General features: G+C 54.6%; 19 protein-coding genes. 1 reads left to right on the top strand and 18 read right to left on the bottom strand.

The features are described from left to right. Nucleotides 1-318: 318 nt before the first annotated feature. The 5 genes from DL346_RS05760 to cymR form a co-directional block, all read right to left on the bottom strand. Entirely contained in the window at nucleotides 319-1,389 is a 1,071-nt protein-coding gene (locus tag DL346_RS05760) for an AI-2E family transporter (RefSeq protein WP_112881085.1), read from the bottom strand. A gap of 170 nt (nucleotides 1,390-1,559) precedes the next feature. Next, nucleotides 1,560-1,754 (bottom strand): hypothetical protein, encoded by a 195-nt coding sequence (locus DL346_RS05755; RefSeq protein WP_112881084.1) that lies wholly within the window; start codon nucleotides 1,752-1,754, stop codon nucleotides 1,560-1,562. Continuing rightward, on the bottom strand, nucleotides 1,751-2,302 hold the full coding sequence (locus tag DL346_RS05750; RefSeq protein ID WP_112881083.1) for a PRC-barrel domain-containing protein: 552 nt from the start codon (nucleotides 2,300-2,302) through the stop codon (nucleotides 1,751-1,753). The genes DL346_RS05755 and DL346_RS05750 overlap by 4 nt, the downstream gene beginning before the upstream one ends. 15 nt (nucleotides 2,303-2,317) lie before the next feature. Continuing rightward, a complete protein-coding gene (locus tag DL346_RS05745) occupies nucleotides 2,318-3,472 on the bottom strand; it encodes a cysteine desulfurase family protein (protein WP_112881082.1) in 1,155 nt (384 codons plus the stop codon). A gap of 13 nt (nucleotides 3,473-3,485) precedes the next feature. Further along, complete coding sequence (gene cymR / locus DL346_RS05740; protein ID WP_112881081.1) at nucleotides 3,486-3,905, bottom strand: cysteine metabolism transcriptional regulator CymR; 420 nt, start codon at nucleotides 3,903-3,905, stop codon at nucleotides 3,486-3,488. A gap of 245 nt (nucleotides 3,906-4,150) precedes the next feature. On the opposite strand from cymR, the gene mnmA reads away from it, so the two are divergent. Further along, on the top strand, nucleotides 4,151-5,251 hold the full coding sequence (gene mnmA / locus DL346_RS05735) for a tRNA 2-thiouridine(34) synthase MnmA (protein ID WP_112881799.1): 1,101 nt from the start codon (nucleotides 4,151-4,153) through the stop codon (nucleotides 5,249-5,251). Nucleotides 5,252-5,301: 50 nt separating this feature from the next. Here mnmA and DL346_RS05730 read toward each other — a convergent pair whose 3' ends face one another. From DL346_RS05730 to DL346_RS05675, 13 genes are all read right to left on the bottom strand, one after another. Next, nucleotides 5,302-6,651, bottom strand: coding sequence for a hemolysin family protein (locus DL346_RS05730; RefSeq protein ID WP_112881080.1), 1,350 nt, complete (start codon nucleotides 6,649-6,651; stop codon nucleotides 5,302-5,304). Between the two features lie 238 nt (nucleotides 6,652-6,889). Then, nucleotides 6,890-8,194, bottom strand: coding sequence for a replication-associated recombination protein A (locus tag DL346_RS05725; RefSeq protein ID WP_112881079.1), 1,305 nt, complete (start codon nucleotides 8,192-8,194; stop codon nucleotides 6,890-6,892). 131 nt (nucleotides 8,195-8,325) lie between these two features. Next, a complete protein-coding gene (locus DL346_RS05720; protein ID WP_112881078.1) occupies nucleotides 8,326-9,672 on the bottom strand; it encodes an Nramp family divalent metal transporter in 1,347 nt (448 codons plus the stop codon). A 197-nt stretch (nucleotides 9,673-9,869) separates the two neighbouring features. After that, nucleotides 9,870-10,532 (bottom strand): YdeI/OmpD-associated family protein, encoded by a 663-nt coding sequence (locus tag DL346_RS05715; protein WP_112881077.1) that lies wholly within the window; start codon nucleotides 10,530-10,532, stop codon nucleotides 9,870-9,872. Continuing rightward, the gene (locus tag DL346_RS05710; protein ID WP_112881076.1) at nucleotides 10,529-11,284 is read right to left on the bottom strand and encodes a tRNA threonylcarbamoyladenosine dehydratase; all 756 of its coding nucleotides are present in this window, start codon (nucleotides 11,282-11,284) and stop codon (nucleotides 10,529-10,531) included. Before DL346_RS05710 ends, DL346_RS05715 begins: the two co-directional genes overlap by 4 nt. 103 nt (nucleotides 11,285-11,387) lie before the next feature. Then, a complete protein-coding gene (gene aspS / locus DL346_RS05705; protein ID WP_112881075.1) occupies nucleotides 11,388-13,205 on the bottom strand; it encodes an aspartate--tRNA ligase in 1,818 nt (605 codons plus the stop codon). A 45-nt stretch (nucleotides 13,206-13,250) separates the two neighbouring features. Then, nucleotides 13,251-14,498: a histidine--tRNA ligase gene (hisS, locus tag DL346_RS05700; protein WP_112881074.1), complete on the bottom strand. Its 1,248-nt coding sequence runs from the start codon at nucleotides 14,496-14,498 to the stop codon at nucleotides 13,251-13,253. Nucleotides 14,499-15,806: 1,308 nt separating this feature from the next. After that, nucleotides 15,807-15,980 carry a hypothetical protein gene (locus DL346_RS28945; protein WP_165822385.1) on the bottom strand — a complete coding sequence of 58 codons (174 nt, stop codon included), beginning with the start codon at nucleotides 15,978-15,980 and terminating at the stop codon, nucleotides 15,807-15,809. Nucleotides 15,981-16,097: 117 nt separating this feature from the next. Further along, a complete protein-coding gene (gene dtd, locus DL346_RS05695) occupies nucleotides 16,098-16,541 on the bottom strand; it encodes a D-aminoacyl-tRNA deacylase (RefSeq protein ID WP_112881073.1) in 444 nt (147 codons plus the stop codon). A gap of 56 nt (nucleotides 16,542-16,597) precedes the next feature. Beyond that, nucleotides 16,598-18,784 (bottom strand): RelA/SpoT family protein, encoded by a 2,187-nt coding sequence (locus DL346_RS05690; RefSeq protein WP_112881072.1) that lies wholly within the window; start codon nucleotides 18,782-18,784, stop codon nucleotides 16,598-16,600. A gap of 212 nt (nucleotides 18,785-18,996) precedes the next feature. Next, entirely contained in the window at nucleotides 18,997-19,509 is a 513-nt protein-coding gene (locus tag DL346_RS05685) for an adenine phosphoribosyltransferase (RefSeq protein WP_112881071.1), read from the bottom strand. Beyond that, the gene (gene recJ, locus DL346_RS05680; protein ID WP_112881070.1) at nucleotides 19,506-21,917 is read right to left on the bottom strand and encodes a single-stranded-DNA-specific exonuclease RecJ; all 2,412 of its coding nucleotides are present in this window, start codon (nucleotides 21,915-21,917) and stop codon (nucleotides 19,506-19,508) included. The genes DL346_RS05685 and recJ overlap by 4 nt, the downstream gene beginning before the upstream one ends. Before the next feature lie 40 nt (nucleotides 21,918-21,957). Beyond that, nucleotides 21,958-22,869 carry a cation diffusion facilitator family transporter gene (locus DL346_RS05675; RefSeq protein WP_112881069.1) on the bottom strand — a complete coding sequence of 304 codons (912 nt, stop codon included), beginning with the start codon at nucleotides 22,867-22,869 and terminating at the stop codon, nucleotides 21,958-21,960. Nucleotides 22,870-22,885: the final 16 nt, after the last annotated feature.

Raw genomic sequence — 22,885 nt, 5'->3', positions numbered from 1 at the left:
GCCCCCAACATGCAGGGACGAATCATTCGCGGTACCACCCTGGTTATCGCACCTAAGTACAGCCGAGGCTGGACATGCGATCTCCTTAGACAGATGTTAACGGGTCTGAGCCGGTGAAGTTCGTTCACGCTCCGAAACAAGCCTTCAGCCATCCTTCGCCCTTAGAATTCTCGCAGCCGACGGGAGCGCTTCACGGTACATGTGCCCTCGAAGGAATTCTTTCTCTGCTTGGCGGTCTATGGCCTACTACGGTTTCATCAACGCTTTGCCAATAATAAACGTAATTGTCATTAGTATACCGAGGATTGGCATGCGTTGTCAAATCGTCTTCCGCCTAACGTAGTAAGCGAAGATGTGCTGAACAATCACCTTCAATGCCGCAAAGATCGGAACAGCCAAAATCATCCCCACAATGCCCGCCAATTCTCCCCCGACCAGCAAGGCAAAAATGATCGACAACGGGTGCATATGCAGCGTCCGTCCGACCACCTGCGGCGAAATGATATTCCCTTCGAGGATTTGACAAGCGGTGTTGACGACCACGACGAGCAGCATCATTTTGATGGATACGGTCGAAGCCATGATGAGCGCCGGCGCCGCGCCGAAGAACGGTCCGAGATAAGGAATGATGTTCGTGATGGCTACGACGCTTGCCAGCAGGATTGGATACGGCATGCCAATGATCAAGTACCCGATGTAAGCCAGCGTACCTACGATGACGCAGACAATGAACTGGCCCCTAATGTAACTTCCCAACGCATGATCGATATCCTTAAGAAGCCTTACTGCATGCTTACGGTGAGATTTCGGCACATACGTCAGCAGCGTCCGTTCGAACACCTCGAAATCCTTCAAGATGTAGAACGCAAGAAATGGGATGATGAACGCGATAAAGACGACGTTGATCATTTGCCCGATATTGTTGATAAACGCAAAAATGGCTTCGGATGCTTGCTTCTCCAGCTTATAGAGCGATTTATCGATTCCGGAGCGAATGCTCTCGGGCAGAAACGACGTGTTGTTGATGTCGTTCACGAAGTTCTGGGCTTTAATCGTAAAATCCGGCATGTGGCGGTTCAACTCTTGCAGCTGTTCCAGAAACATCGGGATAGCGTTCATCAGCACGACGGCGAGCGAAGCGCAGAATACGGCATAGATGAGCAGCACCGCAATCGTGCGGGGAACTTTGCGCTCGTTCAGCAAGCTAACAATCGGATTCAAGACGTATGAAATGATCATCGCTATTAAGAACGGAGCCAATACCGCGCGCAGAAACACGTAGATTTGGATGATAATCGGCTTGAGCAGCAGCAATAAATAAAGGGCGGTCAGCCCTAATATGAGATAGACAAGCCATGCAAACAGACGATTGTTCGTAAACCGTTCCACGGCTCCACCCCCTGATTCCGGCGTCTGCCTCGCCTTGCGGGCAGACGCAACCGATACTATTGTCAGTATATGTACTACTTGTACAAATCATCCCGGCAAGTACGAGCGACTGTCGGAAACAAAAAAGACGACCTCAGCAAGGTCGCCTAATTGATAAGCTAGCTATTCGTTCAGTTCGCGTGAACCTGCGGCATATCGTCTTCAAAGAACAGATCGTCCAGCGAGCTCAGCGTACCGTCTTCTTCCACCTGGTACACCGACATTTTATCGCCGTTCACCGTCAATTCAATGAAGCAGCCCCAGCAATAATACTGGTGAGATCCGATCTTTCCGATATCCTTGGAACTGCAATTTGGGCATTTCATCGTACATTTCTCCCTATATCCGACTCAGAAACTGCGACCGGCGCCAGACGCGCCTCACTGCCGGCCGGTACTATAATGACATCTTCGCCGAGCATGACCTCTTCGACAGGCTGCGGAGCAGGAAGCCACTTGCGGCCTTCCAAAATATCCGCTATGAAACCGTCTGTCAGCTCGTATCCTACTATCTGTGTACCCTGTATTTCGTCAAAATAAACATCGGATACACGTCCAAGTTGCTCGCCATCCACCGTGATGACGGGCAAATCCTTCAACCGGATCGATCCGGTATGAAAGGAACGCATGATTTCGGCTTGCTTCGTCTTTCTGACGGATGCTTCGTTCATAATGATGACGGCATCCTCGCCGCAAACCATCACATCGTTCCAGAGCACTGCCTTGATCGCAGTCAGAAACCGTCTGCCGGCGTCCAAGATGATGCCGCCAAGCTGCCAATGCTCGTCGAACCATGCATCCTTCACATGTCCGACATGCTTGCCGCCGCTCATCTCAATGACGGGCAATCCAATCAAATGCTGTAAACGCAACAAGTTGGGCAGAGCCTCCTAGGCATTAGTACGAACACGAGCCATAAAGGTTGCAACTTTTTTCGCGGCCCGTTCGAGTTCCTCCATAGTATTTCCCAACCCGAAGCTAAACCGAACAGCAGATGCTTGTCTTTCTTGAGAAACGTTCATCGCATTGAGAACATATGAGGGCTCGAGCGCGCCAGCCGTGCATGCAGATCCGCCGGAAGCCGCAATGCCGGCCAAGTCCAAATTCATCAGCATGGACTCGGTGCCGACGCCAATAAAGCTCAAATTCAAAATATGCGGTGCATAAAGAGATGCATGTCCATTGACTGCGATGTTCTCCGCACCTGCGATTTCGCGCATGCGCTCTATCCATGTATAACGAAGCCTTTCCATGAAAGGTTTCCGTTCGGCCAGTGAATTCACAGAAAGTTCAAACGCTTTGGCGAATCCGACGATGCCGGCAACGTTCTCCGTGCCCGCGCGGCGCTTGCGCTCCTGCGAGCCGCCGAACAGCACCGGCTCGAATGGCGTTCCTTTACGGATATACAGAGCGCCAATGCCTTGCGGACCGTTGATTTTGTGCGAGGAGAAGCTCATCAAGTCAACAGGAAGCTGTCGCAAATCGATCGGTAATATTCCGAGCGCCTGTACGCCATCGACATGAACCAGAACGCTATTAGACCGGGCGAGCTCACCGATCTCTTCGATCGGTTGAATCGTGCCGGTCTCGTTGTTGACATGCATGAGGCTAATTAACGCCGTATCCGCTGCGATGGCTCGCTCAACTTCCGCCGCATCGACCAGTCCTTGTTCGTCAACCGGAACAATCGTAACGCGGAAGCCTTCGCGCTGAAGCGCTTCACAGCTTTGGAGCACGGCCTGATGCTCAGTCGCGGAGGTTATGATATGGGATTTGCCTTGTTTGCGGGCAGCTCTGGCTGCGCCGATAAGCGCCGCATTGTCGCTTTCGGTTCCCCCGCCAGTAAATACCAGCTCGCCTGCCGTGCAGCCGATGCCGGACGCGATCGCATCGCGCGAGCGGTTCAGCAGCTGCCTTGCCGCTCGACCGAAGCTGTGCGTGCTCGAAGCGTTGCCGTACGTGCCGGTCATGACCTCGAGCATCGCTTTAGCCGCCTCGGCATGCAGAGGCGAAGAAGCCGCATGATCATAGTAAATTCGATCCATTATGCAATCATCCTTAAATATAGAACATATAGGAGTCCTGAGGCTCCTCTTCCTTGAACGATACGAGATCCGCCAGCGTCGTGGAATCCAGAACCTCAGCGATGCTGTCGCGGATTCTCAGCCATAAATCGCGCTTGGCCGGATCATCCTCTTCGGTGAAATCGACCGGTGAAATCGGCCCTTCCAAAACACGGATCACGTCACCTGACGTAATGTCCTGCGGTTCCTTCGACAGGATGTAGCCGCCGTATGCGCCGCGGATGCTCTTGACCAAACCTGCATTGCGCAAAGGAGCAATCAGCTGCTCCAAATAATGCTCCGACAAATGATTCCGTTCTGCGATGCTCTTCAGCGAGGTAGGACCTTCTCCAAACTTTGCTGCAAGCTCCATCATAATGGTTAGACCGTACCGGCCTTTGGTTGAAATTTTCAACTGCGACACCTCTTCCCGGGCTAAACTGTATCTTATTTAAAGGCTGGAGCAATCATCGTTTACAATTCATGGTATTCCCATATCATATCTATGTTAACATAATTGGAGGACAATATGTTGAGAAATCGATGACACTTTCATGAAAATCCTATGCAAACTATGTTACAATAGAGGAATTGAAGCGGCAAACGGCGGTTTATTGCGCCTCCTTAGCGGCTTTGTACTATCAAGGCGGTGAAATTAAAATGAGCAATTCATCCATTCGAGTCGTTGTCGGCATGTCCGGCGGCGTGGATTCTTCCGTGACAGCGCTGCTGCTCAAGCAGCAGGGATATGACGTCATCGGCATATTCATGAAAAACTGGGACGATACCGACGAGTTCGGCCATTGCACGGCCGAAGAGGACGCAGAGGACGTTCGCCGCGTCTGCGACCAGATCGGCATCCCTTATTATACGGTCAATTTCGAGAAAGCCTATTTCGATAAAGTATTTGCCTATTTTCTCGATGAATACCGTAGCGGCCGGACACCGAATCCCGATGTCATGTGCAACCGCGAAATCAAATTCGGCGACTTCCTGCAGAAGGCGATCGAGCTGGGCGCCGACTATCTGGCAACCGGCCATTATGCCCGACTGGAGCGCACTGTGAACGGCGAGGCGAAGCTGCTGCGCGGCGTTGATTCCAATAAGGATCAAACCTATTTCCTTCATGCCCTCCGTCAAGACCAGCTTGCCAAGGCGATGTTCCCGATCGGTCATCTGCCGAAGCCGGAGGTGCGCAGAATCGCCGAGGAATTCGGCCTTCATACAGCCAAGAAGAAAGACAGTACCGGCGTTTGCTTTATCGGGGAACGCAATTTCAAGGAGTTCTTGAGCGGCTATTTGCCGGCACAGCCTGGCCCGATGGTCGATATCGTAACCGGCGAAACGAAAGGCCGTCACGACGGCTTGATGTATTATACCCTCGGTCAACGCCAAGGGCTCGGTATCGGCGGCTCCGGAAGCGGCGAACCTTGGTTCGTGGCCGATAAAGATTTGAAAGAGAATATTCTTTATGTCGTTCAAGGCGATCAACATCCGAGCTTGTACTCCGGCAGCCTGACAGCGACCGGCATCAATTGGATTTCGCCGACTAAACCGCAGGGTCCGATTTCGTGCACAGCCAAATTCCGCTACAGGCAACCCGATCAAGCCGTGACCTTGACGCTAGGCGAGGACGGTACGACCGGAGAAGTCGTTTTCGAGAAGCCTCAGAAAGCGATCACGCCCGGCCAAGCCGTCGTCTTCTATGACGGCGATATATGCTTGGGCGGAGGTACGATCGATATCGTTCATAAAGGCTAAAATAATAAGGGCATTCGCATATGCGAATGCCCTTTATTTTATGATAGCGGTTAGCCTGTTTCAGCCTGCAGCTCAAAATCTTGCTCTACTTCCTCGCTGGTTAGCTTGCGGATGACGATCCTGGATACGCGCAGATGATCGGTCTCTTCAATGATGAACTCGAAGCCGTCCGGATGAGTAACTCGCATGCCCTTGGTCGGCGGATTCTCGATCTGAGCGTACATCCAGCCGCCAATCGTATCGTAGTCGTCGCTTTCGATTTCCAAGCCGAAATAACTGTTCACTTCTTCAATCAGCATCATGCCGTTGATCGAGTGCGACTCGTCATCTCTTGGCTCGATATCGGGACGCTCTTCATCGAATTCATCCTGAATTTCCCCGACGATCTCTTCCATGATGTCCTCCAGCGTAACGAGGCCGGAGGTGCCGCCGTACTCATCGATGAGGATGGCGATCTGCGTCTTCTTCTTCTGCATCAGCTTAAGGAGCGTGCTGATATGCATCGAATCGGGCACCGTCGTCATCGGACGGGTAATGGCGCGAATATCCGTTAGACCTTGATGGGTTACTTTCAGCAAATCCTTAATGTGGACAAAACCGATAATGTTGTCCTTGTCGCCGTCGCAAACCGGATAGCGGGTATGCATTTCTTTCAGCGCAATGGCTTGGTTCTCGTCAAACGAAAGCTCTGCATACAAGCAGGTCATCTCGGTCCGCGGAATCATAATTTCCCTTGCGTGCGTTTCGGCAAAATCAAATATATTATCGACAAGCGTGAGCTCCGTATTGTCTATGAGACCGGACTTGTGGCTTTCTTTCATAAGAATGCGAATCTCTTCTTCGGTATGGGCAGATTCATGCTCTGCCGCCGGTTCGATGCCGATACGCTTCAGCATCCAATTGGCCGTGCCATTAAGCAGGAAAATGAACGGATACATGATTTTGTGAAAAGCGATAAGCGGCATTGCTGTCCATAGCGTAACCGGCTCGGATTTCCGGATCGCAATGGTTTTGGGAGCGAGCTCCCCGAGTACGATATGCAAGACCGTAATAATCGAGAATGCGATGATAAATGCAACCGTGTGAACCGCAACGGGACTAAAATTGAATTTTTCCAACACCGGCGTGATGATCGATGCGATTGCAGGTTCGCCGACCCAGCCAAGACCAAGCGATGCAAGCGTGATACCGAGTTGACATGCCGACAGATAAGCATCCAAATTGCTTGTAAGTCTGGAGGCAAATCGGGCCTGCCGATTACCGTCTAGCACAAGAGAATCAATCCGGCTGCTTCTCACCTTCACCATCGCGAATTCTGCTGCTACGAAAAATCCGTTTAAAAATACGAGTACTGCAATTAATATGAGATTTAAAAATATGGGTAACGGGTCGCTACTCAATGATTCCCTGCCAGCCGCATGCTGCGACGAACAGGTGCACCTCCTTCTCGGACTTGAAATTATAAAGAAACGTTATATTACTAGCTTAGTCGATGAAACAACTTTACGTCAAATGCCGTCATCCCACCTTCTGGCCCGTATTCGCGGTTTTAGTAATGTTTATTCAATGAAGGTCGGCCTTTATGCGCTATTTTCTAACTCCTGCTATCGTTTTTGAAGCATTTGGCTGTATTTTCACTCATTTTCGGCGCTCCTGGTTTTGTCGGATTTTGTCCTCCATCCCTTGATTAGTGGCATGATAAAACGTTTTTTTGGCGATTCGCTCAGGCAGATAAGCTTGTTTCACATAGTGGCCGGGATAGTCATGCGGATATTTATAGCCGACATGGCCAAGCCGCATGGCGCCGCTGTAATGCGTATCCCGCAAATGATGCGGCACTTCGGCCGAGCCGATCTGCTCGATCGTTTGCATGACATTGCCGATGGAGATGGCCGCGGCATTGGATTTCGGGCTTTCCACGGCAAATAGGATCGCTTGCGCAATATTGTATTTGGCTTCCGGCCAACCGATCTTGTGATAGGCATCCATCGCCGTTACGGCCTGTACCATCGCTTGCGGATTCGCAAGCCCGATATCCTCGCTGCACGCGACGATCAAGCGGCGCACGAACGTCATCGGATCCATCCCCAGCTTCTCCACGGCATAAAGAAACCAGAACAGCGCGGCGTCGCTCGAGCCTCTTACGCTCTTATGGAAAGCGGACAGGACGTCGTATTGCGTCGATTCGTCAGCGCGGATGGTCGGTTTGCGGATCGATTCCTCGGCTACCGCGAGCGTAATTCGAACAGAACCGTCCGGCTGCGACGGCGTCGTTACCGCAGCAAGCTCAAGCGCGTTCAAAGCGCGCCTTATATCGCCGCCGGCCATGGAAGCGATATGCTGCAGCGCCTCCTCTTCCACGCGCAGGTCCATGAAGCCAAGGCCCCGATCACGGTCGCCGAGCGCACGGCGCATCGCCGTTAAAGCGTCATCGCGAGTCAAGGCATGCAGCTGAAACAGAGTCGAACGCGACAGCAGCGCCCCATTTACGTAATGAAACGGATTTTCCGTCGTAGCCCCGATGAAAATAATGATGCCTTGCTCAACCGCAGGCAGCAGCGCATCCTGACGCGATGAATTGAAGCGGTGTACCTCGTCGAGAAACAGGATCGTTTTGCGGCCGTACATGTTCTTCGTCATCCGCGCCTGATCGATTACTTCTCTAACGTCTTTCACGGACGCATCCACGGCGTTCAGCTTGACGAAATCGCCTTGCGTGCGCTTCGAAATGATGTGCGCGAGCGTTGTTTTACCGCAGCCTGGCGGACCATACAGCAAAATCGACGTAATTTGGTCCGCTTCGATCGCTCTGCGGAGCAGCTTGCCCGGACCGACAATGTCGGACTGCCCGATATATTCTTCAATGGTTTGAGGCCGCATGCGGTCGGCCAGCAGCTTCGCTCTTGGCATCTGCTCCTCATTCTGATACGTAAATAAGTCCATTGCTCCCACATTCCTTTCCCGCCTATCATAGCACACTAGCACACACGTTCGCCATGTTCCTTCGCTTGCCGTAGATGCAAGAAGACCTTCTCCGGTCTGGAGAAGGTCTTGTATGCTTGCTGGCGCTAAGATTAGCCAAAGAAGGTCTGATATAGCAAATACACGTTAAGCGCGGCAATCACGATCGCAACCGTCCAGGCGAGCAATTTGAGCCAAAGCGGATTGGCAAACCGGCCCATTTTCTGCTTGTCGCTCGTAAATTTGACGAGCGGAATAACGGCGAAGGAAAGCTGCAAGGACAAGATGACCTGACTCAGAATGAGCAACTGGGCCGTTCCGCTCGATCCGTACAGCCAGGTAACGATAACGGCGGGAACGATGGCGATCAGGCGCGTGATCAACCGTCTCAGCCACGGGGCAAGCCTGATGTTCAGGAAGCCCTCCATGACGATTTGACCCGCTAGCGTCCCGGTCAGCGTGGAATTCTGGCCGGCTGCCAGCAGCGCTACGCCGAACAGGATGCTAGCCGCGGTTGTGCCAAGCATCGGCGCGAGCAGATGATAGGCTTCGCCGATTTCCGCGACGTCGCTGTGGCCTGACGTATTGAAGCTCGCCGCAGCAATGATCAGGATCGCCGCATTAATAAATAAGGCAAAGAACAAAGCAATGGACGAATCCCAAGTTGCGTATTTGATGGCTTGGCGCTTGCCAAGCTCAGTCTGCTCGAATTGACGCGTCTGCACGATGGAGGAATGCAGGTACAAGTTATGCGGCATAACGGTTGCGCCTAGGATACCGATCGCAATGTAGAGCATGGCCGGGTTGGAGATAATCTCCGCGCTCGGAATGAAGCCTTTCATCACTTCGCCTGCTTGAGGCTGCGACCAGAAGATTTCGATCAGGAAGCAGCCGCCGATCGTAGCGATTAACACGATGACGAGCGCTTCGATGTAACGGAAGCCTTTATTTTGCAGCAGCAGGATAAGCAGGACATCCAGCACGGTAATCACGACACCTGCGATGAGCGGGATGCCGAACAGCAGGTTGAGCGCAATCGCCGTACCGATAACCTCTGCTAGGTCGCAAGCGGCGATGGCCAGCTCGCAAATCACCCACAGCCCCATCGCGACGGGCTTGCTGTAGTGGTCTTTGCAGGCTTGCGCAAGATCGCGTCCGGTTACGATGCCAAGCTTGCCGGCTAATGCTTGCAACAGCATCGCCATCAAATTGGATAGCAAAATAACCGACAGCAACGTATAGCCGAACATGGATCCGCCTGCCAGATCAGTCGCCCAGTTGCCAGGGTCCATGTAACCGACGGCTACAAGATAGCCCGGACCGGCGAAAGCCAGAAATTTGCGAATCCAAGAACCTGATTTCGGAATTTTTAACGAACGGTAAACTTCGGGAAGTGTATGTTGGGTTCGTGCATAACGCCAGCCTTTCTCTTGGGCCAGCGGTGTCGACTGATCACTCATCGGTTTCACCTCTTCTAGGCATCCATCATCCTGTATACATCTTACAAATATGCTGGACTACACTCTTTGTTGCCTACTTTCATTGTACACGCACAAAAAAGTTTGTCAAAGGCAACTTTTGTTGATGAGGACAAAACCAGCGGTAAAAAAAGCCCGGATTTGCAGCCATGCTGAGTGTCCGGGCTTCTTTTTCAGGATCAAGCGTTCGGCTTCTCCGACGGACGCTTCAGCTTTAGCAGCAGCTTGTCGGTCATTTCATGGATTCGCTTCGCGCGCGTCACTTCCTGCTTCGCTTCATTGATCCAACGAATGTACTCTTTACGGTGCGATGGAGCCAGCTCGGCGAAGAACGCCGCAGCTTCGGGTTTAGCGTCAAGCGCGGCCGTCACGTCGTCCGGGATGACCAGCTCCTTGGCGACCGTCGCCGTGGGTCTGCCGATATCGGCGGCGCGGCTTGCGCGTGCGCTCCTCTGCGCCATGCCTACGGGGCGGAAACGCATCGCCGACCAAGTCTCGTCGACGGAGACGAGCGAAACGCCCTCCCAGCCTTCGTCCTTGACGGCCTTCCAGCCGCGGTCGCGGTTAATGTCCGTGCGAATTTTGGCCGTTCCCTTCGGGTAACAAATCCACAGCAGACCATCTCGTTTAACCGCCTTGAGCGCTTTCGGAGCATGCTCGTTCAAGCTCGCGATATCTTTTGCGAACAGCATGACAAAATCATAGGTGCCTGCGTCCATCTCGTCGAACGGCGGTTGATCCTCTACGCCGAGTTCTTCTAAGTAGGACGGCTCGGGCGTTTCCAAAACGGCAGCGCGCATGTCCAGCGACAGCCGCAGCTTGTTTACGAGTTCGGCGTTCATTTCGTTTGACCTCCCTTGGCAAGCATGTCTTTCACGACTACGCCCACCATAATCAGGCCGGCTACTGGCGGGACGAACGCGTTGCTGGCAGGCGGCTGCTGCGCTTTGCGGATTTCCGGCGCGTTCTCAGGCACGATGCGCTGCGTCACGTCCTCGCGAGGCTTCATCGGCTCTTCCGTCGAGAAGACCACCTTGACGCCTTTCTTGATCCCGTCTTTGCGCAATTTCTGGCGGACGACGCGCGCGATGGGATCCATCGACGTTTTGGAGATGTCCGCCACCTGGAACTTGGTCGGGTCCATTTTGTTCGCGGCGCCCATGCTGGAGATGATCGGAATGTTCCGCTCCAGGCACTGTTTGATCAAATGGACCTTGTACGAAATCGTATCCGATGCGTCGACCACATAATCCAGCGGATATTCGAACAGCTTCTCGTACGTTTCCTCCGTGTAAAACATCCGGAGCGAGACGGCATCGCATTCCGGGTTAATCAGCTTGATGCGGTCGCGCATCAGATCGGCCTTCGGCTGGCCGACAGTCGTCGTCAGCGCATGAATTTGGCGGTTGATATTCGTAATATCGACGACATCCTTGTCAATGAGGATGATGCGTCCCACGCCGGTTCGCGCCAGCGCCTCCGCGGCAATCGAGCCGACGCCGCCGATGCCGAGCACCGCAACCGTGCTGCCTTTCATCAGCTGAAGGCCTTCCGGTCCGATGGCAAGCTCCGTTCGGGAAAATTGGTGCAGCATGTCTTGAACACACCTCTTGGCTTCGTATTTTAAACCTGCTATGTAACGAAAAGAATCCGGCTTTCGCCGCGGCAAAGCGAGCGAAAGCCGGTTTATCGTAGGATTAGTTAGCCTGCGGCGCGGAAGCGCCGGCTGCAGCAGCCTCAGGCTGCTTCACAGGCTTCTGGATCGTACGGATATGCAGCTGCTGAAGCTGGGAAATATCCACTTCGGACGGCGCATCGGTCAGCAGATCCGTCGCGCTTGCCGTTTTCGGGAACGCGATCGTCTCGCGAAGATTCGTGCGGCCCGCAAGCAGCATCACCAAACGGTCGAAGCCGAATGCGAAGCCGCCATGCGGAGGCGTGCCGTATTCGAAGGCGTCGAGCAGGAAGCCGAATTTCTCGTGCGCTTCCTCTGCCGAGAAGCCGAGCGCTTTGAACATGAGCTCTTGCACATCGCGTTTGAAGATCCGCATGGAACCGCCGCCGACTTCGTAACCGTTCAGCACCAGGTCATACGCCTGCGCGCGAATTGCGCCCGGATTCGTCTCGAACAGCGCGATATCGTCGTTGTGCGGACGCGTGAACGGATGGTGCTCCGCCACGTAACGCTTCGCCTCTTCGTCGTAGCCGAGCAGCGGGAAGTCTACGACCCACTCCAGCTTGAATTTGGACTCGTCGATCAAGCCGAGCTGCTTGCCGATTTTCAGACGCAGGTTGCCGAGCACGTCCGCCACGACTTTCTTCTTGTCCGCGGAGAACAACAGCAGGTCGCCTTCTTCGACGCCAAGACGCTCGGTCATCGCCGCGATCTCTTCCGGCTTGAAGAACTTCACGATCGGACCGCGCCACTCGCCTTCCTTCACCGTAACCCAAGCCAAGCCTTTGCCGCCGTAACGGGCAGCGAACGGTTGGAGGTCGTCAAGCTCCTTGCGGCTCCAGGTCGCGCAGCCTTTGGCGTTCAGCACCTTGACGACGCCGCCGCTCGCGCTCACGGACGCGAATACTTTCACGTCGCTGTTTGCCACAATGTCCGTGATGTCTTCCATTTCCATGCCGAAACGAAGGTCGGGCTTATCGGAGCCGTATTTGTTCATCGCATCTTGGTACGTAATGCGTTGGAACGGAGTCGGAATTTCCACGCCGATCGTTTCTCGGAACAATTTGACGACGAGCTGCTCGAGCATGTCAAGCAGTTGATCCTGGGACAGGAACGAGGTCTCGATGTCGACTTGCGTGAATTCCGGCTGACGGTCTGCGCGGAGGTCCTCGTCACGGAAGCAGCGCGCGATTTGGTAGTAGCGCTCAAGGCCGCTGACCATGAGAAGCTGTTTGAAAATTTGCGGCGACTGCGGCAGCGCGAAGAACTCGCCCGGATGGACGCGGCTAGGAACCAGGTAGTCACGAGCGCCTTCAGGCGTGCTCTTCGTTAGGATCGGCGTTTCTACATCGATGAAGCCTTCTCCGTCCAAGAAATCGCGGAATACTTTAGCCGCTTTGGAACGGAGCAGCATCGTTTTTTGCATTTCAGGACGGCGAAGATCCAGGTAGCGGTATTTCAAACGCAGCGATTCGTCCACTTCGACGCCATCCTCGATTGGGAACGGAGGCGTTTTAGCCGCGTTCATGATTTCGATCTCGGTTACGCGAATCTCGATTTCACCTGTAGGAATGTTTGCGTTGACGGTTTCCGCGTCGCGCTCGACGACTTTACCGCGAACGGCCAGTACATATTCATTGCGGGCACGGTCTGCGATCGCCAGCGCATCTCCGGAGAAATCCGGGTTAAATACGATTTGCACAATGCCTGTGCGGTCGCGCAGATCGATGAACAATACGCCGCCCAGGTCACGACGGCGCTGCACCCAACCGTTCAAAGTAACCGTTTGTCCTACTTCCGCTTTCGTCAGTGTTCCACAAGAATGAGTTTTTAGCATCATAATGGGTAGAGGCTCCTTTTTTATAATGGGATAATGGGCGACGCCCTATTTCAAAATTTCATCGGCCAGCTGCTCGAATGCGACAAATTTTTGCTCGCCGGTCGCCATGTTCTTCAGAGCGATCTCCCCGCGGCTCAACTCGTCATCGCCTAGGATGGCCGTGAACCGAGCCTGCAGCCGGTCGGCCGACTTCATTTGCGCTTTCATTTTGCGGCCCTGGTAATCCCGTTCCGCCGATATGCCGCGGAGCCTTAGCCCGTGAAGCAGACGCGTCACTTCGCGTTCAGCCGCTTCGCCGAGCCCGACCATGTACACGTCGACCTGGTGCAGGTTATCCAGCTCCGCACCTTGGCTCTCCAGCAGCATGACCGTACGCTCCAGGCCAAGTCCGAGACCTACGCCAGGCTGATCCGGACCGCCGATATCGGCAACCAGACCGTTGTATCTGCCGCCGCCGCCGATCGTATCGATCGCGCCGATGCCTTCGGCCTTGTACTCAAACGCCGTATGCGTATAGTAATCGAGACCGCGCACAAGCCGCGGGTTGATATAGAACGGGATGTTCATCCCCGTCAGATGCTCCTGCAGCGCCTCAAAGTGCGTCCGGCATTCTTCATCCAGGCTATCCAAGATCGATGGCGCGTCTTCGAAGTGCGCCTGATCGGTTTTGCAGTCCAACACGCGCAGCGGATTGCGTTCCATGCGAGACTGGCAGTCTTTGCAGAGCAGCTCCCGCTTCGGCTCGAGGAAGCCGAGCAGCCGCTCGCGGAATGCCGCGCGAACGGCAGGCGTGCCGACCGAGTTGATTTCCACGCGGACGTCCTTCAACCCGACTTCGCTGTAGAACGTATAGCCTAGCGCGATAACCTCCGCATCCAGCGCCGCATCGACGGCGCCCAGTGCTTCGACGCCGAATTGGTGGAATTGGCGGTAGCGGCCGGCTTGCTGACGCTCATAGCGGAACATCGGCCCAATGTAGTATAGCTTCGTCAAGTCCGGCTCGCCGTACAGTTTGTTCTCCACGTACGCGCGAACCGCGCCTGCCGTTCCTTCCGGACGGAGCGTGAGGCTTCGATTGCCCCGGTCCGTGAACGTGTACATTTCTTTCTCTACAATGTCGGTTGTTTCGCCGACGCCGCGCTTATAGAGCTCGGTCATCTCAAACATCGGCGTCCGAATTTCCCGGAAGTTAAACCGGCGGCAAATATCGCGCGCTTTACTCTCGACAAACTGCCATTTCTCTACCGAGCCCGGCAAAAAATCCTGCGTGCCCGGAGGCTTCTGAAAGCCCATGTCCATTCCCCCTCAAAATTGCTGTTATTCATCATCAAAAAAAGCCCCCGCCCTCCGCCTCAAACAAGGCAAAGGGACGAGAGCTTATCGGATTCAAAGCTACCGTGGTACCACCCACATTCCGAATCAATGAATTGATTCGCTTCATTCGGTTAACGCCCGACTACGCAGTACAGCTAATGAGTAAGCGAGAATGCAGCCTACAGGTTCACCGTATGTCCTCTGGGAAGTCTGTCCGCTCATGCACGCCAAGGATTCTTCCAGCCTAGGAATCCCTCTCTGAATCGGTGCGGGGTAGAACGGATCGGTCCCTTCAATGGATCGACATAATATAACCTTTATTGTATCTCCCGAGTAAGCACGTGTCAAGTGCTGGAAGCAAAAAATTTGCCATTATTTATGTATATCCCACGATTCTGAGCGAGCCCTAGGTTACCGTGCCAAAGCGCAGCGACGCACCCGGTAACCTTCCCTCACACTAACTTCCCCGCGAAGGCGAAGAGCGGGCCCTAGGTTACCGTGCCAAAGCGCAGCGACGCACCCGGTAACCTTTCCCTTACACTAACTTCCCCGCGAAGGCGAAGAGCGGGCCCTAGGTTACCGTGCCGAGTGCAACGAGGCACCCGGTAACCTTCCCTTACACTAACTTCCCCGCGAAGGCGAAGAGCGGGCCTAGGTTACCGTGCCAAAGCGCAGCGACGCACCCGGTAACCTTTCCTTCACACTAACTTCCCCGCGAAGGCGAAGAGCGGGCCCTAGGTTACCGTGCCGAGTGCAACGAGGCACCTGGTAACCCCATCTTTTCCGCGCCGAAAGTAAAGCGTGTCCCGAACGGGACGAAAGCGAGCCAAGCACGCACCCACGTACAACGCGCCTCTGAATGGTCTACGTTATGATGTGTCTCGCAAGAGACAACAGGTCGATAAACAGCGCCAAACGTAAAGCGGGTCCCGAATGGGACGTAAAGCGAGGACTAGCACGTTACTACACTCGCGAGCGGTACTCTGTAACTTCCACGTTATACCATTCCGGGTGTCCAGAGGGTCGGAGACCCTTGGGGTCCCCCTGGAGAGGGGGATTTAGGGGGAAGAAAAAAACCTACAACACAACAACCGGTCGTAGGTCCAACAAAATATATATTCAAAAAAGGGGGTCGACTTTTATTATAGGCAGGCCATGTTAGAGAATCATTGAAAATAGATTACAGTTTGATTACAAAAAGGGAAGCGATTTCTCCCTGTTTCCCTGCCAAACGACGGCAAAAGACGGACAGTTTCGCCATTAAGCGACCAACTATCCGTCCCTTCCTCACATATGCTCGCCTCTCGGGGAGCGTTTGGGCGCCGCGGCAAAGCCGCCTAATTCGGCCGCGGCCTCGATCTGTTCCTCAAGCTCCGCGAAAATCAGCGCTTCGCGGCGGTCTGCATGAAGCAGCCTCCGCGAGATGCGTTCCACGCCTTGTTCCTTGCGCGACTGATGCATTGTCGAGAATCCCTCCACCGTTGTCGTGCCGCGCCGTGCCAAGCCGGCCGTGCACGTCTACGGTCTAGTGTTCCCGCTTCCAGCTATTCTAACACTTAAGCCTCAATCTTCCTTCGCTTAAGCTTTACTATCGATAATCAGCGTAACAGGCCCCCAGTTGATGAGCGACACATCCATCATCGCGCCGAACTTGCCCGTTTCGACGACGAATCCCATCGCACGAAGCTGCGCGTTAAAGGCATCATAAAGCGATTCGGCCTGCTCGGGCCGGGCGGCCGCCATAAAGTTCGGACGTCTTCCTTTGCGGCAATCTCCGTACAAGGTAAACTGCGAGACGGATAAAATCGCGCCGCCAACGTCCTGTACAGAATGATTCATTTTACCGTCCGCGTCTTCAAAAATCCGTAAACCGGCTACCTTCTCCGCCATCCAGCGGACGTCCGCTTCATTGTCCTCATGGGTGACGCCGACAAGCAGCACAAGACCCCTGTCGATTGCGCCGACCGTTTCGCCATCGACCGATACGGACGCCTGTTTGCTGCGCTGTACAACTACTTTCATAACCTTACTAACTCTCCCTGCCCTATAAACTCATGTTCTACGATAACGAACGGATGCTATTGCATAATCCTCTGCACCGAATAAATGTCTTTGACCCGCTTTATCCGTTCCACCACGGATTGCAAGTGCTCGATGTTCCTGATGAGGATCGTCATGTGGATCATCGCCAGCTTGTTCTTGTCCGAACGGCCGGATACGGCGGAAATATTCGTCTTGCTCTCCGACACGGCCTGCAGCACCTCGTTCAGCAGACCCGGACGATCATGGCCGGTAATTTCGATATCGACGCTGTAGTTCGCTTCGACGGACTGTTCCCATTCCACTTCGATGACGCGAGCCGCTTCCTCGCCGTCGGTGCTCGTAGACGATAAATTCAAACAATCCGTGCGGTGAACGGAAACGCCGCGCCCGCGGGTAATATATCCGACGATCGCATCGCCAGGAACCGGGTTGCAGCAGCGTGCGAAACGGACCAGCAAGTTATCGACGCCTTTGACGGATACGCCGTGCGTCGGGCGGGATTTGCGCAGCGTCGGGGAAGACTTCATTTCCTTCATTTCGCTCGAAAGCTCGATTTGGTTCGCCTCTTCGGCTTCCTTGCGCATTTTTTCCGTCAGCTTGGTGCAAATTTGGGCTGCTGTAATGCCGCCGAACCCGACCGCGGACAGCATATCCTCGATATCGTTAAACGTAAACTTGCCAGCCGCTTCTTGAAGCTGGGCGTCGGACATGAAGCTCGCCGGCTCCAGCCCGAGCCGCTTAAGCTCCCGCTCGATGCTATCACGGCCTTTAATGACGTTCTCCTCGCGCTTCTCCTTCTTGAACCACTGCTTGATCTTGCTGCGGGCATGGGAAGACTGGGCGATTTTGATCCAATCTTGGCTCGGCCCGTAAGAATGCTTAGAGGTCAAAATTTCGACGATATCCCCGGTCCTTAGCTTGTAATCAAGCGGAACGATGCGGCCGTTGACCTTTGAACCGATCGTCCGGTTGCCGACCTCGGTATGAATCCGGTACGCAAAGTCGAGCGGTACCGCTCCGGCAGGCAGCTCGAATACTTCGCCCTTCGGCGTGAAGACGAATACAAGGTCAGAGAAAAAGTCCATCTTCAGCGATTCGACGAACTCCGAGGCGTCGCTCGCTTCATGCTGAAGCTCGATAATTTCGCGGAACAGCGTCATTTTGTCCTCGAACGAGCCACCCGGGACAACGCCGCCTTCCTTATAGGCCCAGTGCGCCGCGATCCCGTATTCCGAGGTGCGGTGCATTTCCCATGTCCGGATCTGCACCTCCGTCGGTTCTCCGGTCGGTCCGATGACCGTCGTATGCAGCGACTGGTACATGTTCGCTTTCGGCATGGCGATATAATCTTTGAACCTGCCGGGCATCGGCTTCCACAACGTATGAATAATGCCGAGCGTGGCGTAGCAGTCTTTGATATTGTCAACAATGATCCGGATCGCAAGCAAATCGTAGATTTCATTGAACTGCTTGCTGCGCGCGGTCATTTTTTTGTAAATGCTGTAAATATGCTTCGGGCGGCCGGAAATGTCGCCTTCGATGCCCATGTCCTCAAGCTTTTCGCGAATGCGGCCGATGACGTCGGCAATGTACTGCTCCCGCTCCGCGCGCTTCTTCTTCATGAGGTTGGCAATCCGGTAATACTGCTGCGGGTTCAAGTATCGGAGCGCGATATCCTCCATCTCCCACTTGATCGCCGAGATCCCGAGCCGGTGCGCAATCGGACAGAAAATCTCCAGCGTCTCGTACGCGATCCGCCGCTGCGCTTCCTCGGATTGATATTTCAACGTCCGCATATTGTGAAGCCGGTCCGCCAGCTTGATGAGAATAACGCGCATGTCCTGCGCCATGGCGACGAACATTTTACGGTAATTCTCGTTCTGCTGCTCTTCCTTGGAGCGGAATTGGATCTTCTCCAACTTCGTGAGTCCGTCGACGACCGCCGCACATGCCTCGCCGAATCGGGACCTGACCTCTTCGAGCGGGACAGTCGTATCTTCAACGACATCATGAAGAAGCGCGGCAATAATCGACAACACGTCCATCTGCATGTTGACGAGTATTTCCGCGACGGCGACGGGGTGAAGGATATACGGCTCGCCTGATTTGCGCACCTGACCATGATGGGCTTGATCCGCAAACTCATAAGCTTCCTTGATCCGCGTCAAATCTTGTTCCTTCATATAAGTCGATGCTTTGTCGAGTAGCTGCTCTATGCCCATGAACGTCCCTTTCCGGAAAAGCGCGCTGCCAGGCGCGACATGTTTTTCCAAATCAATAAAATAAAATGAATTCGGTTCAATACAGCGCCCGAGTTTTCCTACTATTATGCCTGTTTTCAAGCCTTTCCGTCAACCTATGTTACTCCATATATACAGAACGCCGGACAGCGGAAGAAACCTTCCGTGTCCGGCGCTTTGGCCGCAAGCAGCAATTAATACGTCATAAGCGAGAAAACGTCGATGCCGTCCAGCTTCGAACGTCCATCCAGATAGCCGAGCTCGATCAGGAAAGCCGCGCCTACCACTTCGCCGCCCAGCTGACGGATCAGGTTGATCGTCGTCGCGATCGTGCCGCCGGTCGCAAGCAGATCGTCGGCAATCAGAATTCGCTGGCCCGGCTTAATCGCATCTTTGTGCATGGCCAGCTTGTCCTTGCCGTACTCAAGATCGTAGCTGGCTTCGATCACTTCGCCCGGAAGCTTGCCGCTTTTGCGGATCGGAACAAAGCCAACCCCAAGCGAAACAGCCAGCGGTGCGCCGACAATGAAGCCGCGTGCCTCAGGACCTGCAACCAGATCGATTTGCTTGTCGGCAACCGCTTGCTTGATCGCCTCGATCGCTTGCGCGTAAACTTGACCGTTGTTCGTCAAGGTTGTGATGTCCTTGAAGCGGATGCCCGGCTGCGGGTAGTCTGGGATGATGCGGATGTAATCTTTGAAATTCATGAACCAACGACTCCTTCGTTTAGGTGTAATAATGAATGCTGGGCTTGCGAGACGATCCAATCGGCCAGTACCTTGGCCGGTGCGCTTAACACTTCGTTCGCTTCGAATTTGCGCTGCGCGTCGCGATACGCCGCCGAATGGGACAGTTCTTTCTTTCCGGTTACGGGACTAAGCCGTATGTAGCCCTGATCGGTATGAATAAATTCCAGTTCGGTAAAAACCTTCAGCATGAACGTAATGACGTCGTCCGTCCCGTTAAGCTTTAATGCCAATTGTTTACTTATTCCCTCTTCCGGCAACGGACATTCGCGGCGAAGCAATTGATAGAGCTGCCCGAACTGCTCCCTTGTCGGGAAGATGGACTTTGCCTTTCGCTCGTCATAAAGCAGGTGAACCGCTTCAAGTCCTTCGCAGCTTGCTATTGCCCGCGAAAGCTTATCAGCTGATCCCGGCTTGCCCCATACAAACAAATGGGCGCAGCGGACTCTGCCCTGCCGTGCTAGATCGTCATAAGTCATGACCGGCAAGCCAACCGGTCTGCCATCAGCTGATTCGGCCGCATCGATCCACGCAGATCCCGGGACGAGAACGGCAGCCTCAGCATAACGGCCAGCTTGGATCAGCTTCAATAAGGCGCCTGCCGATTCGCAGTCGCTGTCTGCACGCCGATCGAACAACTGGATATGCGGCACGCGCAAGTCGGAAACCATGAACTGCGCTTTGCGCTGGCCATTCCACTCGTTCACCGAAAGCTCGCCGACAAGCTCGATCGCGGCGCCGTGCGCGAGTCTTTCGGTCAGATGACCGCTTCCGAAACAGACGGCATCGAGCATTTTGCCTTGCCCGCTTATGGCAAGCTTCAAATGCTTGCTTTCTTTCCCCATTGACTTGCGGTCGGTCAGCGTTATGCCGGTTAACAGCAGCTTGGGCGCTTCATTCCCGATGCCGAAGGGCTCAAGCAGAGCGAGCTGCTCCCTTACCCGAAGCGTCGCATCCTCCATCTTGCAGCTCAAATCAATGCTCGTCTTCGGAATCCAGTCTTCTTCCGTCAGCCAGCTGTCCGCAAGCATGCCTAGCCTTTCTTCGAATGCTGGCAAATGCTCCTTGTACAGCGTCATTCCCGCAGCCGCCTGATGGCCGCCGTAATGATCGAGCAGCTCGTCGCATTCGGTCAAGGCCGCGTGGAGATCGTAGCCTTCGATCGAGCGGGCCGAGCCTTTGCATTTGCCGGTTTCGCCATCCATGCCGAGAATGATCGTCGGCTTATAGTAGCGCTCGATCAGCTTCGAGGCCACGATACCGACGACGCCGACATTCCAGCCTTCGCCTGCAAGCACGATGACGGACGGAGCCGGTTTGCCCGCTTCCTCGGCAGCCTTGCACTTGGCTTCCCACATCTCCTGCGCTTCGGAGACGATAACATCAACGATTTGCTGTCTTTGTTTGTTGAGCAAATCCAACTGGAACGCATCGGCTGCGGCGGCATCGTGATCCGTCGCCGTCAGCAGGCCGACGGACAGCTTCGCATGCTCCAGCCTTCCGGCCGCGTTAATTCGCGGCGCCATGCCGAAAGCAACGTTCGTCGACTGAATCGTTGCCAGATCGATGCCTCCCACTTCCGCCAAAGCGCGAAACCCCGGCTTGTCCGTTAGGCGAAGCTGCTCCAGTCCTAATTTGACCAAAATCCGATTCTCATCGATAAGCGGCATGAGATCGGCGATCGTACCGAGAGCCACCACATCGGTCCATTCCGCCGGCGGCTCGCCGAGCAGCGCCTGCGCCAGCTTGAACGCGACGCCGACGCCGGCCAGCCCCTTGAACGGATAGCCGCAATCCTCCTGTTTCGGATTGATGATCGCATAAGCATTCGGCAAAACATACGGCGGCTCATGGTGGTCGGTTACGACGATATCGATTCCGAGCTCCTTCGCGTAAGCGATCTCTTCAACCGCGCTGATGCCGGTATCGACCGTCACGATTAAGGTCACGCCGATATCAGCCGCGGCACGGAGCGCCGCCTTATTCAGCCCGTAGCCTTCCAGCGTCCGATGCGGGATATAGTAATCGAAGTTTAGCCCAAGCCGCGTGAACAAGTATGTCATTAAGGTTGTGGAGGACACGCCGTCGCAATCATAGTCGCCATAAATGCGTACCCGCTCATCCTGCCTGACCGCTGCTTGAATACGTTCGACGGCTTCTCTCATCCCCTTCAATAGAAAAGGATCATGCAAGCATTCGACGCCTCCGTTCAAAAACCGTTTTGCCGATTCGACCCGATCGTAGCCGCGCCGCACGAGCAGCCGCGCAACGAGCGGCGGGAGGGCCAAGCTTCTGGCCAAGCCGGTCGCACGGGCTTCTTCCTCCAGGTCGAACGGAGCGAGCCGCCAGCGTGTTTTGGATTGCAGCATATGGCCTGACACCTCTTTCACAAAAAAATGAACGCTGCTGCTATTGCAGTAGCGTCGGTAGTTGTTCCTGGCTTGGATCATGATTGGTTTTGTATGGATAACCCGGATCGTACGGCTCGACATGAACCGCAACCTCGGTCATATGACTGAATCTCTTCATCAGAAAATACTTCACGCGCTTCGCGATCTCATTGCCTTCCAGCACCGAAATGCGCGGATTGACGCAGATGACCACTTCGGCCACCGCGTAGTGGCCATGCTCGCGTGCCCGCAGCACCTCAACGCTGATTACCCCTTCCATCCGCAGCACGACCGCTTTCAGCTCCGACAAATCCGCCGGCTCAACCTCCAGAAACCGGCTGCGCATGACGGATGCGGAAGCGACCCGATAGCCGCTCGTGAAGACGATAACGACGATGATAAGGGATGCCGCAGGATCCAGGTAATACAGGACAGGCATGCCGAGCGGCTTGCCCAGCAGCGCGCCGCCCGTTCCCACAAGCGCCGCAAGCGAAGCATATAAATCCGCTCCCCGTTCTTTGTTCGGGAAACGGATTTCCTTTAGAAGAAAGGCAAGGATGACGACGGCTGCCGCCGGCCAGCCCGGTCCTTCGTCCACGCCGTCGGCAATCGATTTAATGGCGGAAATGCCGATCTCCAGGCCTAAGATCATAAGCAATATGGATGCCATCACGCCGGTTGCCGCTTCCGCCCGGCCTCTTGCCGCCGGAACCGGCGCATGAGGCGATCCTAGCTGGCGGCACCTGCGCACGCCAGTCAAGGAGACGAACGAAGCGGCTGCATCCGATGCGGAGCGGCAGGCATCCGCCATCAACGACTGACTGCCCGCAAGCACGCCGATACCGCCTTTCATTGCTGCAATACAGACATTGCCAATCAGTCCGGTCCATGCGGCGGACTCGGCATTGGCATATCGTTGTGTCGCTGTCATGGACGCCTCCCGATAA

This window comes from Paenibacillus montanisoli (genome assembly GCF_003268025.1).
Taxonomy (GTDB): Bacteria; Bacillota; Bacilli; order Paenibacillales; family Paenibacillaceae; genus Paenibacillus_Z; species Paenibacillus_Z montanisoli.
The sequence above is the reverse complement of the archived record's forward strand: the minus strand, read 5'-3'. Positions and strand labels throughout refer to the sequence as shown.

Bases quoted from the DNA above. Each gene is read 5' to 3' on its own strand.
- DL346_RS05755 (WP_112881084.1), bottom strand. From the start codon at position 1,754: ATGAAATGCCCAAATTGCAGTTCCAAGGATATCGGAAAGATCGGATCT.
- DL346_RS05745 (WP_112881082.1), bottom strand. From the start codon at position 3,472: ATGGATCGAATTTACTATGATCATGCGGCTTCTTCGCCTCTGCATGCC.
- mnmA (WP_112881799.1), top strand. From the start codon at position 4,151: ATGAGCAATTCATCCATTCGAGTCGTTGTCGGCATGTCCGGCGGCGTG.
- DL346_RS05725 (WP_112881079.1), bottom strand. From the start codon at position 8,194: ATGGACTTATTTACGTATCAGAATGAGGAGCAGATGCCAAGAGCGAAG.
- DL346_RS05720 (WP_112881078.1), bottom strand. From the start codon at position 9,672: ATGAGTGATCAGTCGACACCGCTGGCCCAAGAGAAAGGCTGGCGTTAT.
- DL346_RS05715 (WP_112881077.1), bottom strand. From the start codon at position 10,532: ATGAACGCCGAACTCGTAAACAAGCTGCGGCTGTCGCTGGACATGCGC.
- DL346_RS05710 (WP_112881076.1), bottom strand. From the start codon at position 11,284: ATGCTGCACCAATTTTCCCGAACGGAGCTTGCCATCGGACCGGAAGGC.
- aspS (WP_112881075.1), bottom strand. From the start codon at position 13,205: ATGATGCTAAAAACTCATTCTTGTGGAACACTGACGAAAGCGGAAGTA.
- hisS (WP_112881074.1), bottom strand. From the start codon at position 14,498: ATGGGCTTTCAGAAGCCTCCGGGCACGCAGGATTTTTTGCCGGGCTCG.
- DL346_RS28945 (WP_165822385.1), bottom strand. From the start codon at position 15,980: ATGCATCAGTCGCGCAAGGAACAAGGCGTGGAACGCATCTCGCGGAGG.
- dtd (WP_112881073.1), bottom strand. From the start codon at position 16,541: ATGAAAGTAGTTGTACAGCGCAGCAAACAGGCGTCCGTATCGGTCGAT.
- DL346_RS05690 (WP_112881072.1), bottom strand. From the start codon at position 18,784: ATGGGCATAGAGCAGCTACTCGACAAAGCATCGACTTATATGAAGGAA.
- DL346_RS05685 (WP_112881071.1), bottom strand. From the start codon at position 19,509: ATGAATTTCAAAGATTACATCCGCATCATCCCAGACTACCCGCAGCCG.
- recJ (WP_112881070.1), bottom strand. From the start codon at position 21,917: ATGCTGCAATCCAAAACACGCTGGCGGCTCGCTCCGTTCGACCTGGAG.
- DL346_RS05675 (WP_112881069.1), bottom strand. From the start codon at position 22,869: ATGACAGCGACACAACGATATGCCAATGCCGAGTCCGCCGCATGGACC.